Origin of the sequence: Candidatus Pelagibacter sp., from assembly GCF_052049935.1 — a bacterium.
In the GTDB taxonomy this organism is placed as follows: domain Bacteria; phylum Pseudomonadota; class Alphaproteobacteria; order Pelagibacterales; family Pelagibacteraceae; genus Pelagibacter.
On the sequence record NZ_JBNGZA010000017.1, the window covers coordinates 1 to 13,394 of the forward strand.

The 13,394-nt window shown below is 24.4% G+C and carries 12 protein-coding genes; 9 read left to right on the plus strand and 3 right to left on the minus strand.

Going from position 1 to position 13,394, the window contains the following annotated elements:
* Positions 1–78 precede the first annotated feature (78 nt).
* The 8 genes from ACTT90_RS06750 to ACTT90_RS06785 are packed head-to-tail and all read left to right on the plus strand — an operon-like array spanning position 79 to position 8,514.
* A complete protein-coding gene (locus tag ACTT90_RS06750; protein WP_440938009.1) occupies positions 79–1,068 on the plus strand; it encodes a Gfo/Idh/MocA family protein in 990 nt (329 codons plus the stop codon).
* Positions 1,065–2,183: a DegT/DnrJ/EryC1/StrS family aminotransferase gene (locus tag ACTT90_RS06755; RefSeq protein WP_440938010.1), complete on the plus strand. Its 1,119-nt coding sequence runs from the start codon at positions 1,065–1,067 to the stop codon at positions 2,181–2,183. The genes ACTT90_RS06750 and ACTT90_RS06755 overlap by 4 nt, the downstream gene beginning before the upstream one ends.
* Before the next feature lies 1 nt (position 2,184).
* A complete protein-coding gene (locus ACTT90_RS06760) occupies positions 2,185–3,186 on the plus strand; it encodes an NAD-dependent epimerase/dehydratase family protein (protein ID WP_440938011.1) in 1,002 nt (333 codons plus the stop codon).
* Positions 3,187–3,189: 3 nt separating this feature from the next.
* A complete protein-coding gene (locus ACTT90_RS06765) occupies positions 3,190–4,191 on the plus strand; it encodes an N-acetylneuraminate synthase family protein (protein WP_440938012.1) in 1,002 nt (333 codons plus the stop codon).
* Complete coding sequence (asnB, locus tag ACTT90_RS06770) at positions 4,191–6,023, plus strand: asparagine synthase (glutamine-hydrolyzing) (protein ID WP_440938013.1); 1,833 nt, start codon at positions 4,191–4,193, stop codon at positions 6,021–6,023. The genes ACTT90_RS06765 and asnB overlap by 1 nt, the downstream gene beginning before the upstream one ends.
* The gene (hisH, locus tag ACTT90_RS06775; protein WP_440938014.1) at positions 6,023–6,637 is read left to right on the plus strand and encodes an imidazole glycerol phosphate synthase subunit HisH; all 615 of its coding nucleotides are present in this window, start codon (positions 6,023–6,025) and stop codon (positions 6,635–6,637) included. Before asnB ends, hisH begins: the two co-directional genes overlap by 1 nt.
* Positions 6,638–7,384, plus strand: a complete 747-nt coding sequence (gene hisF, locus ACTT90_RS06780) for an imidazole glycerol phosphate synthase subunit HisF (protein ID WP_440938015.1) — start codon at positions 6,638–6,640, stop codon at positions 7,382–7,384. It begins immediately after the preceding gene.
* Between the two features lie 2 nt (positions 7,385–7,386).
* Positions 7,387–8,514 (plus strand): N-acetyl sugar amidotransferase, encoded by a 1,128-nt coding sequence (locus tag ACTT90_RS06785; protein ID WP_440938016.1) that lies wholly within the window; start codon positions 7,387–7,389, stop codon positions 8,512–8,514.
* 9 nt (positions 8,515–8,523) lie between these two features.
* Here the strand turns inward: ACTT90_RS06785 and ACTT90_RS06790 are convergent, their stop codons facing one another.
* From ACTT90_RS06790 to ACTT90_RS06800, 3 genes are read right to left on the minus strand one after another with little or no spacing between them, the layout of a single operon-like run.
* Positions 8,524–9,897 (minus strand): DUF4910 domain-containing protein, encoded by a 1,374-nt coding sequence (locus tag ACTT90_RS06790; RefSeq protein ID WP_440938017.1) that lies wholly within the window; start codon positions 9,895–9,897, stop codon positions 8,524–8,526.
* A 9-nt stretch (positions 9,898–9,906) separates the two neighbouring features.
* Positions 9,907–11,013 carry a DegT/DnrJ/EryC1/StrS family aminotransferase gene (locus tag ACTT90_RS06795; RefSeq protein WP_440938018.1) on the minus strand — a complete coding sequence of 369 codons (1,107 nt, stop codon included), beginning with the start codon at positions 11,011–11,013 and terminating at the stop codon, positions 9,907–9,909.
* A gap of 7 nt (positions 11,014–11,020) precedes the next feature.
* Positions 11,021–12,223, minus strand: coding sequence for a class I SAM-dependent methyltransferase (locus ACTT90_RS06800; protein WP_440938019.1), 1,203 nt, complete (start codon positions 12,221–12,223; stop codon positions 11,021–11,023).
* A 358-nt stretch (positions 12,224–12,581) separates the two neighbouring features.
* Between ACTT90_RS06800 and ACTT90_RS06805 the strand changes: the two genes are divergently transcribed.
* Positions 12,582–13,355 carry a hypothetical protein gene (locus tag ACTT90_RS06805; protein WP_440938020.1) on the plus strand — a complete coding sequence of 258 codons (774 nt, stop codon included), beginning with the start codon at positions 12,582–12,584 and terminating at the stop codon, positions 13,353–13,355.
* Positions 13,356–13,394 lie beyond the last annotated feature (39 nt).

Below are 13,394 nucleotides of genomic sequence, written 5' to 3' on the forward strand. Positions count from 1 at the left end.
ATCTATAGATACTATTGGAGATTTAAAAAGAATTAAAAAAAATTTTAATAAAAAAAATTTTTTAAATTTTAAATTATAATGAAAATAATTGCTGCAATAATTGGAATGGGAATAGGTCAAAAGCATTTAGAAGCTATAGAAAGTAAAAAAAACTCACATGTAAAAATAATTTGTGAAACAAATAAAAAAAAATTGATTTTTTTAAAAAAAAAATATCCAGATAAAATTATTACAAGTAATGAAGAAAAAATTTTTAAAGACAAAGAAGTTAACTTAGTTTCAATCGCTAGTTATGATAATTTTCATTTTAATCAAATAATTAAAGGATTAAAAAATAACAAAAATATGATAATTGAAAAGCCAATGTGCTTAAATGAAGCTCAGTTAAAAAAGATATATGACCTTTTAAGGATTAAAAGAAATATTAAAATTACATCTAATCTAGTCTTAAGGGTAAATTCATTATTTGAAAAGTTTAAGAAAAAAATTAATAAAAAAGATTTATTTTATATAGAGGCAGATTATTTGTGGGGAAGAAGATCAAAACTATATGGGTGGAGATCAAAAATAAATAACTATTCTTTAATCCATGGAGCAGCTATTCATATGATAGATTTAGTTGTCTGGTTAGTAGAATTAAAACCTATTTCAGTCTATGCTTTAGGAAATAAAAATTTCACCAAAAACACAGTATTTAAAAAAAATAGTTTTGTAATTATGATTTTAGAGTTTCCAAATAATATATTAGTAAAAATTACTGGAAATGCCTCAGCTGAATATTCACATCATCATGAAGTCAAAATTTTTTCAAAAAATAACTCATTAGTAAATAATTTACTAGGGTCATATGAATATAAAAATGGAAATTTATTTAAAATTATCTCAAATTATCCAGATAAAAAAAACAGAAAAAAATTAATTCAAAATTTCATTGATAATTTGTTAAAAAAAAATAATAAATTAATTATAAATCATCAAGATCAATTTGATTTGATGTCGATTTGTTTTGCAGCTGAAAAATCGATAATATTAAAAAAAAAGATCAAGATTAATTACTTAAAAAAATGAAAAAAAAAATAAAATTTTCAATTTCAAATATAGAAAATCAAGACATAAAATTAGTATCTAAAATTTTAAAAAGTGGGTGGTTAACACATGGTAAATATACATCATTATTTGAAAAAGAGTTTAGTAAGTTTACAGGAGCGAATTATGCAGTTTCTCTCTCAAGTTGCACATCTGGTTTACATCTCTCCTGTCTAGCATCTGATTTTAAAAAAGGTGATGAAGTAATTGTTCCAGCTCAAACTCATACAGCAACAGCTCACGCTGTGGAGTATACTGGTGCCAAAGCAATCTTAGCTGATATTGATTTTGAAACAGGTAATTTGAAATTAGATGAAATAAAAAAAAAAGTTACAAAAAAAACTAGAGGTATAATCTTAGTTCATATGGCAGGGTATCCTTGTGAAATTCAAAAAATTAAAAAGTTTTGTGCAACAAAAAAAATAACACTATTAGAAGATTGTGCTCATGCTCTTGGAACTTATAAAGATAAAATACATGTTGGTAATTTTGGCAAAGCTGGTTGTTTTTCATTTTATCCTACAAAACAAATTACCACAGGTGAGGGTGGGATGTTAATAACAAATGACCTTAGATTTTATAAAAAGATAAAAATGTTAAAAGCTTTTGGTATTGATAAAGATATAAAAGATAGGAAAATACCGGGTGATTACGATGTAAAATTTTTAGGCTTTAATTACAGAATGACAGATTTTCAATCTGCTTTGGGTTATAGGCAGTTATTAAATTATAATAGAAATTTAAAAAAGAGACACCAAATAGCAAAAAGATATATAAAGAATTTATCTAAAATAAATGATATAAAAATGATGCCTTATTCAAAAGATTGTTCATTTTTTGTGTTTCAAATTTTTTCAGAAAAAAGAAATAAAATAATTAAAGAATTTAAAAAACTTGATATTGGATTCAGTATACATTATCCAAACTCACTTCCCAAAATGAGTTATTACAAAAAAAAATATAACTTAAATTTGGCAAATTTTAAAAATGCGATTAACTATGGAAATATGAACATTTCTTTACCTATGTATCCAAAGCTCAAAAATAATGAAATTGACTTTATATGCAAAAATATTTTAAAAGCTTTGGAAATTTAATATGAAAAAAAAAATTCTTTTGGTTGGTGGATGTGGTTTTATTGGGCATAATCTAGCATTACATCTTTCAGAAATAGGCCACTCTCCTGTAATAGTTGATAGTTTATCAGTTAATAATATTTACTCTTTAGATAATAATGAAATATTGAATCAAAAACTCTATAAATCAATTTTAGAGAATAGAATGAAACTTTTAAAAGAAAAAGAAATTGATTTAATTATTCAAGACGCCAGAAACTACAACTCTATTTCAACTTTATACTCCCAGATAAAACCAGATGTAATTATTCATCTCGCTGCTGTTTCACATGCTAACAGATCTAACAAGGATCCTCACACTACCTTTGACCACAGTCTTAGAACTTTAGAAAACACGTTGGATTATGCCAAAAGTGAAAAAACTCATGTAATATATATGTCTTCTAGTATGGTCTATGGAAATTTTGACAAGCAGGGTGTTGATGAAGAGATATCTTGCAAACCAATTGGTATTTACGGAACTTTAAAATATGCTGGAGAATTGATGGTTAAATCTTATAATCAAGTTTTTGATCTTCCATATACCATTATTAGACCTTCAGCACTTTACGGTGAAAGATGTGTGAGCAGACGAGTTGGCCAAATTTTTATTGAAAATGCAATTCAAAATCTTGAAATTAATATAAATGGTGATGGAAATGATAAATTGGATTTTACGTATATCAAAGATTTAGTTAGGGGCATAAGTTATTGTTGTGATAATGAAAATGCAAAAAATGAAACGTTTAATATTACATTTGGCAATGCCAGAAAAATAAATGAATTAATAGAAATCTTAAAAAGTGAATTTAAAAATATAAAAGTAAATTATCAGGCAAGAGAAAAATTTATGCCTGAAAGGGGAACTTTAAAGATTAATAAAGCAAAAAAACTTATTAATTTTACTGCAGAGTATTCGATTGAGGCAGGTTATCTTGAGTATATAAAATGGTATAAAAATTTTTGGAAGAATTTAAACAATTAATGGATGCGGAATATCAATTTTAAGAATTTAAAAAAAACCTTTTTGATAGCTGAAATTGGTAATAATCATGAAGGGGACATTAAAACTGCAAAAAAATTAATTTCTCAGGCTGCGAAAGCAAAAGTTGATGCAGTCAAATTTCAAACTTTTATTACAGAGGATTTTATTAATAATCAAGACAAAAAACGATTTAAGTTACTTAAAAAATTTGAGTTAAATCAGAAACAATTTTTAGATTTAAAAAAGTTTGCACACAAAAATAAATTGTTATTTATCTCCACACCTTTAGATATAAAAAGTTCAGATTTCCTTATTAAGAATGCAGACATCATTAAAATTGCATCTAGTGATAATAATTTTTTCCCCATGTTTGACAAAATAATTAAATCGAAAAAGAATGTAATTATATCAACTGGTTTAATAAACATTGAGCAAATAAATTATATAAAAAAAAAAATATATAAATTAGTTGGAAAGAAAAAAGCCCATGAAAGAATAGCTTTTTTGCATTGTGTAACCAGCTATCCTGTCAATTATAAGTATGCAAATTTAAATTCAATAAGATATTTGAAGGAAAAATTAAAGTTTGCAATAGGATATTCGGATCATACTTTAGGAATAGACGCTTCAATTACAGCAACATCGCTAGGAGCAAAAATCATAGAAAAACATTTTACTATAAATAAAAAGTATTCAAATTTTAGAGATCACATGTTGTCAGCTGATTTAAATGAGCTAAAAAAAATGGTATTAAAAATCAGAAAAATAGAATTATTGCTGGGAAAATATGAAAAAAATATTCAAAATTGTGAAAAGAATTTTTTGAAAATTGTAAGAAGATCTCCTTTTGCAAAAGAAGACATAAAAAAAGGTGAAAAATTTTCTTTAAAAAATGTTAATTTTTTAAGAGATGAATATTCAAAAAACTTTTATCAACTAGATGGATTTATAGGAAAAAGGTCTAATAAATTTATAAAAAAACATCAAAAGATAACTTTAAAATAATGTGTGGTATCAGTGGGTTCATAAGTCAAAAAGAATTAATCCGAGAAAATTCTATCAGAGATACTTTAAACTTAATGAAATTAAGAGGCCCAGATAATGCGAGTTTTTATGAAAAGGATTATCAAAACAAAAAATTAGCCTTACTACATTCAAGATTAAATATAATTGATTTAAATGATAGATCTAATCAACCATTCATTTTTGAGAACTTTAAATTAATATTTAATGGCGAAATATATAATTACTTAGAATTAAAAAAAAAATTAAAAAAAAAATATATATTTAAAACTGATTCTGACACTGAAGTTCTAGCTAGAGCTTATCAAGAATATGGTGAAAATTGTGTAAATTATTTTGAGGGAATGTGGGCTTTTGCTATATGGGATGAAAGAAAAAAGGAATTATTCCTTTCAAGAGATCCTTTTGGTGAAAAACCACTTTATTATTATTTTAACTCAAGTGGTTTTTTTTTTGGTTCGGAAATTAAATTTATTAAATCTTTGTGTAAAAAAAATTTTACAAAAAATAGAGAACTTATAAGTAAAAATTTATTTTTAGGTTACAAATCATTATTTAAAAAAAATGAAACATTTTTTAATGAAATTTATAATTTAGAAAGTGGCACCAATCTCAGAGTAAATTTTAACTTAAGTCATAAAAAAAAAAAATACTGGTCACCAAAAATTGAGCCAAACAAAAATTTATCTAAAAATGATGCGATCAAAGGAGTTAAGTATTATTTAACTGAAAGTTTAAAATTAAGATTAAGATCAGATGTGCCTTTGGCTTTTTGTTTGAGTGGTGGGATAGACTCTTCAGCTTTAGCTTCTCTTGCATCAAAAGAATTTGATAAAAAAGTTTCAACTTTTTCAATTATTGATAATGATCCAAGATATGATGAGAGAGAAAATATTAATTTAGTAATTAATGATTTAAAGTGCGACTCACATTTGACTCATTTGAAAATTAATAAAGAAAATTTTTTTGAGAGAATAAATAAACTCACATATCAACATGACGGCCCTATTGCTACAATCTCTTATTATATTCATTCTTTTTTATCTGAGGAAATAAGTAAACAAAATTTTAAAGTTGCAATTTCAGGCACAGGTGCAGATGAAATTTTTACTGGTTATTATGATCATTTTCTTCTTCATCTTGCTTCTCTTAAAGATAGCAGTTTAATAAAAAAGAATCTAAAAAATTGGGAAAAATATGTTTCACCATTTATAAGAAATCCAAATTTAAAAAATGCTCTTCGCTATATAAATAATGAACAAGACAGATCTTTAGTTTATGAAAATGATTTAAATGTGATTAATTATTCAACTAACAAAATAAACTTCATTTTTGAAGAAAAAAAATTTTGTGATGAATTATTAAGAAATAGAATGTTGAATGAATTATTTTATGAAGTTGTGCCGGTAATTTTAAAACATGATGATTTAAATTCTATGTTTTATTCTATTGAAAATAGAAGCCCTTATCTTGATAAAAATCTTTTAGAATTTGTTTTGTCTGTTCCAAATAAATTTCTAATTGAGGACGGATATCAAAAAAAGCTATTAAGAGATTCACTAAGTGGAATACTTAATGATCAAATTAGACTTGATAGGCAAAAAAAAGGTTTTAATGCATCAATTAAATCAATTTTAGATATCGAGAAACCTGAGGTATTAGAATATATTTTTGATACTAAATCAGAATTATCAGAGTTTATAAATTTAAAGAAATTAAAATCCGATATCTATAATAAAGAAATCCCAAATCATATGTCTAAACTTATATTTTCCCTAATCGGATCAAAAATTTTTTTGGAGGGAAATTTTTAATGCACCTTGGAATAATTGATTTAGAAACTGGTAATATTGCTTCATTGATTGCTGCAATAAAAAAGCTAAATTTAAATTTTAAGATAATTAAAACAAATTTAGATTTTCAATATATAGATAAAATAATTTTGCCAGGTGTTGGTGCGTATAAAGATTTTATGACGAAAATTAATGATCGTCAGATTTCAAATATATTAAAAAGTAAAATTAAAATGGGAATACCTTTTCTAGGTATTTGTGTTGGATTTCAAGTTCTGTTTGAAAAAAGTAATGAATTTGGTGAAAGTAAAGGACTTGCGCTTTTAGATGGTGAGATTAAATCTTTTAATGATTATTCAGGAAATATTAAAGTTCCACATGTAGGATGGAATGAATGTAAAATCAAAAAAAAAAGTAATTTATTCAATGGTATTGACAATAATTCTGATTTTTATTTTACTCATTCATACATGATACAACAAACTTCAAAGCATGATATTTTAACTGAAACAAATTACGAGATAGATTTTATCTCATCTATTAATAGAGAAAATATTTATGGAGTTCAATTTCATCCAGAAAAAAGTCAAGCAAATGGTCTTAAACTAATCAAAAATTTTCATGATATTTGTTAAATGCTAAAAAAAAGAATTATAATTACACTTACATTTGTAGATGGTGTTTTATATAGAACAAAAAATTTTAAACCAGACTATAGGTATACTAAAAATTTTATTGATCTTTGGAGTATAGATGAACTAGTAATAATAGATATTTCAGAAATAAAGTTTCAAAATCAATTTTTAGAAGTTATCAATTTTTTTTCAACAAATTGTTTTGTACCTATCACTGTTGGGGGTGGTATTCGCTCATTAAAGTGTGCAGATATTTATTTTAAAAATGGAGCTGATAAAATCCTTATAGGTCCAGATCTAATTTTTTCACCAAAAGTGATAGAAGATATTTCAATGAAATATGGTAAACAATCAATAATTCAATCTTTAGATTGTAAACGTGATAAAAAAAAACTTGATGATTATACTGTTTTTGGATCTAGTGGAACAAAAGATTTAAAAAACAATCCTATTTCACTTGGAAATGAAGCTATAAAAAATGGAGCAGGTGAAATATTGGTTAATAATATTGATAACGATGGTGGTTTGTTAGGCTATGATATTAACCTAATAAAAATAATATCTGAAAATATAAATTGTCCAATTATTGCATTGGGTGGAGCAGGAAATTGGAGTCATATTAATGAATTATTCAATAAAACCGATGTTTCAGGTGCCTGTACTCAAAATATATTTCATTTTACTGAACAAAGCATAATATCAGCAAAAAACTTTTTAAACGCAAATGGTATAAATGTAAGGAATTGAAAATGATAAAGTTTTGTAAAAAATGTATTATGCCAGATTCTAGACCTCGAATAGTATTTAATAACGAAGGTGTCTGTAACGCGTGTTTATATAGTGAAGAAAAAAAAAAAATTGATTGGGAAGATAGAAAAAGAGAGTTTCTAAAACTAATAAATGAAATTGCAGAATTTACAAAGCAAAAAAACTCTAAATATAGTTGCATTGTGCCTTGGTCAGGTGGAAAAGACTCTACATCGATAGCATTGAAATTAAAATTAGAATATGACCTTAACCCCTTATTAGTCACATTTTCACCATTGATAGAAAATGAAATTGGTGTTCATAATAGAAATGAATTATCAAAAATGGGCTTCGATTCAGTTATGATTAAGCCAAATTTAAAAATTTCAAGAAAATTAGCTAGAAGATTTTTTATAGAAAGAGGAAACCCTAAAGTTGCATGGGACGCTGGTGTAAACTCTGCACCATTAACAGTAGCTTTAAACTACCAAATTCCATATGTATTTTATGCTGAACATGGTGAAAGTGAATATGGAGGTCTTGTTTTAGATGATGAAAGTCAAAAAAAAAGAAATATCAGAGAAGTTATAGAACATCAAATTGGTGATTTTCCTCAAAATTGGGTCAGTAATGAAATAAGAGAAAATGATCTTGCGCCATATATTTACCCAGACGAAAATGAATTGAAAAAAACTAATATTACAGCTTATTATTTTAGCTATTTTTTCAAATGGAGTATGCTTGAGAATTTTCATTATGTAGAAAAAACGATGAAAAAAAAATTTAAAACACATCCTAATAAAAGAACACAAGGAACATTTACTGATTTTGATAGCCTAGATGATAAAATAGATTGTCTATATTATTATATGCAATATGTTAAATTTGGTTTTGGTCGAGCAACAAGAGATGCCTGTAGAATGTTGCAAAATGATCAAATGACTAGACAAAAAGCTATAGAATTAGCTAGAGAATATGACAATGAATTCCCAGAAGAAAATTTTAAAGAAGTGTTAGAATTTTTAGAAATGAATGAAGACGAGTTTGAGTTAATAGTAAACCAACATAGAAATAACGAAATTTGGAAAACTAGTATCGACAACAAATGGAAACTTATAAATTCAATTTAGTTAATAAAATTATTTTATAAGAGTTATAAGTTTATTTTTTTCTAAGGTTTTTGCAATTGTTAGTACTTTTGAACATTTTTCCTTTAATAATTTCGAAACATCACTGATTTTAATTCCATCTCCATAATATAGAATGTTGAACATAATTAATTCATTATTTGTTAATAAATCTTTAGATAAATCTCTGTACAAATTTCTTTTTGATAAAAAAGGCTCACATTTTGTTTTGCTATAGATTTTAAGATTATAATTTTTATTAATATGTTTTTTTAATAAAAACTTTTTATTTATTACTGTAGAATTTTTTATCTTCAATTTTTTGTCTTTATTAATTTCATAAATTAAATCTTTAATTAAATTAAAGGATTTTTTTAATGTAGAAGCATTTGTAATATTAAGATTATCGAAAGAATTGTGATACTCTTTAAATATACCAAATTTTGTTTTTGTAAGTGTTGCAACTGGAATATCCACTCCTGGATAGTTATATTGTCTTTCATCAGAACCACAATATTTAAATGGATAAGATTTATATTTGCCATATGTTTTTAATATTTTTTTTCCAATATAATCTGAATAACTATTTTCATATTTTGTATTAATTATTGAAAATTTACCCTTGTCCCCGAAGCACGACACATGAAATCCTGCCCTAAAATTTTTTTTTAGATATTTTAAATTTTTATTTAAGTAGGCTATACAACCCACGGTTTCTGGTAAGAATAATATTCTGATAGAATAATAATTTTTTTTATTTTTAAAATATTTTGAAATAAAACTCAGTATAACTGGAGCGCAGAGTTCATTGTTGACCATTGATGGATGACAAATGTTTGTACTCAACAATATTTCTTCTTTTACTTTACCTTTTATATAAATTTCTCCAATTGACATACTTCCTTTTTTATTAAATGAAGAATCTATACAAACCTCATAGTTTAATTTTTTATTTAATTTTTTTCTAAAATTATCGCTTAAACAAAATCCCCATCTTCTTTTGTAATATGAGGTTACATATGGGATTGCATCTGGTTTATTCTTTATTGAATAAAGGTTTTTATTCAATTCTTTGAAATTAATAATTTTATTAATCGGCTCAGAGTATGACATAAGATGCAAATTGTTTTTTTTAAAATCAACAATTTTTTTTTGATTTATTTTTATATATGCATCTGTCACATTCCATTCTTCAGGGACTTTCCAATCAAAAATTTTTTTTCCACTTTTAAATTCAAGTATTTTAATATTTTTACATATACGATTTAAAATTTTTAAAGATTTTCTATTATCTTCTCCAGTCAAACTTCTGTTCAGTGGAAATAATCTTTTAACTACTTTAAATATCTGATTTCCAATATCTTCATTTATTAAAGTTCTTTTCATTACAAATTATTATTTAAAAGAGTTAATAACTTTAATTACTTTAATACAATTCTTTATAGAGATATTATAGTTCAAAGGTAAAGACACTATTTTATTATATAAATCTTCTGTATTTTTAAGCTTTTGAAATTTCAAGATTTTTTTCATACCTATTTGTTTATGCAAAGGCTGTTGATAATGAAGAGCAGTACCAATTTTATGTTTTTTTAAAAAATTCATAAATCTAAATCTATCTCTTGAAAATAATTTTATCACAAAAAGATGAAATGCATGAACTGTATTATGTCTAATTTTTGGTAACTGAATTTTGTTATTTTTAATATTCTTAAGGTACATTTTAGATAATTGCTGTCTTTTTTTTGACATTTGATTAAAAGACTTTAGCTTATGTAATAAAAAAGCAGCTTGAAGTTCATCTAACCTTGAGTTAATTCCCTTTTTATCTATACAAATTCTATTTTTCCATCCGTATTCACGAAGATTTATTAACTTACTATGATGAGTTTTGTTGTTTGTACATATTATTCCTGCATCCCCTAATGCTCCTAAATTTTTGGTAGGGTAAAGTGAAAAGACACTCAAATTTTGTCTTAAATTTTTTTGATTGATAAACTTAGCTCCATGTGATTGAGAACAATCCTCAATTACGATTAAGTTATACTTAGCTGCAATTTCATTTATTTTTCTCATATCAGATAATTGTCCATAGATATGAACTGGAATAATATACTTAAGTTTAATTTTTCTTTTCAAAGCTATTTTGATTGTGTTTTTTAATGATACAGGACACATTGTATTATAATCTTTTTCAATATCACAAAATATAGGCAACATGCCTGCTCTAAGAATTGCAGAAACGGTACCATTAGCAGTATGCGAAACAGTTATTGCTGCCTCATTTTCACTTTTTTTATGGAGACGTAACGCTAATTCAATAGCGTCAGTACCGCTATTGCAACCTACACCATATTTAAAATTAAATTTCTTTGAAAACTTATTTTCAAAATTAAAAACACTTTGACTATTTATGAATTTTCCGCTTTTTAAAAATTTTTTAAATATTTTTATATATTCATTAGAATCTTTGATTGATAGATCATTAAATGGAATATTCATAAAAAATTTAAACTATATATTTTTTATATCTGCCAAAATGATTTTTATTAATATGAGTTATCCATTTAATTTTTTTTGCACCTTTGATTTTAGAAAATATTTCTTTGTAGTGGTTCCAAGCAAAAAGAACACAATATTTTATATCTTTCTTAAAAAATAAATTTGAATTTACTATCGGAATTCTAGTTAAAGGGGTAAATTTGTTTATTTTTGTTTTTGAATTATCAAAAATCATTTCGATGTGTTTATTATTTACATTACAAAAATTTAAAATTGTTGTACTTTTTGAAGTCGCACCAAATCCATAAATTTTAAATTTTTGTTTTTTTATTTTAGAAATTTTATTTAAAAAGTTACTTTTGTTTTTTTTACAATTTTTTGCAAAATTTTTTAATGAGGAAATACTGTCTATTTTATATTTTTTTTCTATTTTTAAATAATTTTTCAGTCTATTTGTAGTTTTAAGATTACTTTTTGTTAAAAAATATCTCATCGAACCTCCATGTGTAGTAGTTTTTTCAGCATCATAGAGTTTTAGACCAAATTTCTTACTTATTAGATTCACTGAAGTGAGTGAAAAAATGTAAATATGTTCATCATACAATTGATCATAGCTAGTCTTTTTTATCATTTCTAATAGATATGGTTCTTCAAAAATAAATCGTCCATCTGGTGTTATGATCTTATTCACTGCTTGATATAATTCTTGTTGATCTGGAATATGACATATAACGTTAGATCCAAAAACAGTATTGAACAATCCATATTTTTTTTTAATTTTTTCTGCGTTTTTGTAATTAAAAAATAAATTTTCTACATTAAGACCTTTTTTTTTAGCCAAATTATAAACATTTGCTGAAGGCTCTATTCCAAGATGCTTTAAACTTTTGAAATTTTCAAGAAAGACACCATCATTGCAGCCAATTTCTAGAATTGAAACGTTTTTTTTCTTTCTTAATTCTTCAGATAATCTTTTAAAATGTGTCTTCATAAATTTTGAAGTCGATGTAATGAATGCATAATTCTTATTAAACATTTTTGAAGGTTTTGGAAAATCATATAATTGTGCTAGTTTAAATTTTCTATTAAATCCTAATCTTAAATTGTATGTAAAAAGTTTTTTATTTTTATTTTGGACAAATTCATTAGCCATAGGCATTTTTCCAAAATTAATTATTTCTTGTAGATTAGCTTTGTTAAAATATTTCATTTTTAATTAATTTTTATTAACTAAATACTGATTATATTTAAAATTTCTATTAATATCTTGTAAGATATAAAAAATAATTCAATTATTTTTAAATTTTTTAAATAGTATTAATTTAAGTATGATTATAAAGTTGTTAAAGTTCGTTTTTGCACCATTTATTTTTCTATATGCGTGTATATATTTTTTAATTTTTAAAAAAAATATAAGAAAGTTTCACACTAATTTTATAAATATGTATTGTCTTACAAAAGGATTGTCAATTTATATATTAAACTTTTTAATTGCACTTAACTATCAAGTACAAAATCTTTTTAATCGAAATTTTAATAAGAAAAAGTTTAAAGTATTAGATAAAAATTTGGATTTAAATAAGACGTTAAAAGAAATTAAAAGAGTTGGGTATTCGATTAATCCAGAATACATTGATCAAGATACTATAGATAAGATTTTGAATCTTGAAAAAAACCTACCGTGTTCTTATATCCATAGAGGTGAAATAAAAAAAACAGATAATATTGGAAATATACCGATTGATACAACCATTGTTGATTTAAATGAAGAAGACCTGCTACAAAATAAAGTGATTAAAGATTTAGTGCATAATCAAACATTTTACGATATCGCAGAAGAGTATTTTTCATCACCACCTATTTTAACAAATGTTGGTTTTAGAATATCAAAAATTTCATCAAAACCTGGAAATAAAGAAGCTCAATTATATCATTTTGATTTAGACAGGCCCAAATGGTTAAAATTTTTTATATATTTAAATGATGTTGAAAATATTAGTCATGGACCACATTCATTTATAGAAAAAACTCATAAATTATTTTCAAAACCATATAAAATTTTAATTAAAAGATATCAAAGAATTTCTGATGAGGAGATATTTAAATTTTATAAAAAAAAAGATGAAATATTTGTATATGGCAAGGCTGGTACTCTAGCAATAGGAGACACTTTAGCTTTTCATAAAGGCAATAATCCTACAACTAAAGAGCGTAAGGTTTTGACTATTGAGTTTTCAAATTCGTTATTTGGTACAAATTTTGATTATTATAATTTATCAAAAGAAAGTTTTAAAAACTCCTCATTAAATTTTGATGATAAGTTTTATGATAAATTTATTTAGAAATATTTTTAAATATTTCTTTTTTGAACATTTTATATG

Excerpts from the sequence above, each read along its gene's own strand:
- ACTT90_RS06750 (WP_440938009.1), top strand. The coding sequence starts at position 79 with ATGAAAATAATTGCTGCAATAATTGGAATGGGAATAGGTCAAAAGCAT.
- ACTT90_RS06755 (WP_440938010.1), top strand. The coding sequence starts at position 1,065 with ATGAAAAAAAAAATAAAATTTTCAATTTCAAATATAGAAAATCAAGAC.
- ACTT90_RS06760 (WP_440938011.1), top strand. The coding sequence starts at position 2,185 with ATGAAAAAAAAAATTCTTTTGGTTGGTGGATGTGGTTTTATTGGGCAT.
- ACTT90_RS06765 (WP_440938012.1), top strand. The coding sequence starts at position 3,190 with ATGCGGAATATCAATTTTAAGAATTTAAAAAAAACCTTTTTGATAGCT.
- asnB (WP_440938013.1), top strand. The coding sequence starts at position 4,191 with ATGTGTGGTATCAGTGGGTTCATAAGTCAAAAAGAATTAATCCGAGAA.
- hisH (WP_440938014.1), top strand. The coding sequence starts at position 6,023 with ATGCACCTTGGAATAATTGATTTAGAAACTGGTAATATTGCTTCATTG.
- hisF (WP_440938015.1), top strand. The coding sequence starts at position 6,638 with ATGCTAAAAAAAAGAATTATAATTACACTTACATTTGTAGATGGTGTT.
- ACTT90_RS06785 (WP_440938016.1), top strand. The coding sequence starts at position 7,387 with ATGATAAAGTTTTGTAAAAAATGTATTATGCCAGATTCTAGACCTCGA.
- ACTT90_RS06790 (WP_440938017.1), bottom strand. The coding sequence starts at position 9,897 with ATGAAAAGAACTTTAATAAATGAAGATATTGGAAATCAGATATTTAAA.
- ACTT90_RS06795 (WP_440938018.1), bottom strand. The coding sequence starts at position 11,013 with ATGAATATTCCATTTAATGATCTATCAATCAAAGATTCTAATGAATAT.
- ACTT90_RS06800 (WP_440938019.1), bottom strand. The coding sequence starts at position 12,223 with ATGAAATATTTTAACAAAGCTAATCTACAAGAAATAATTAATTTTGGA.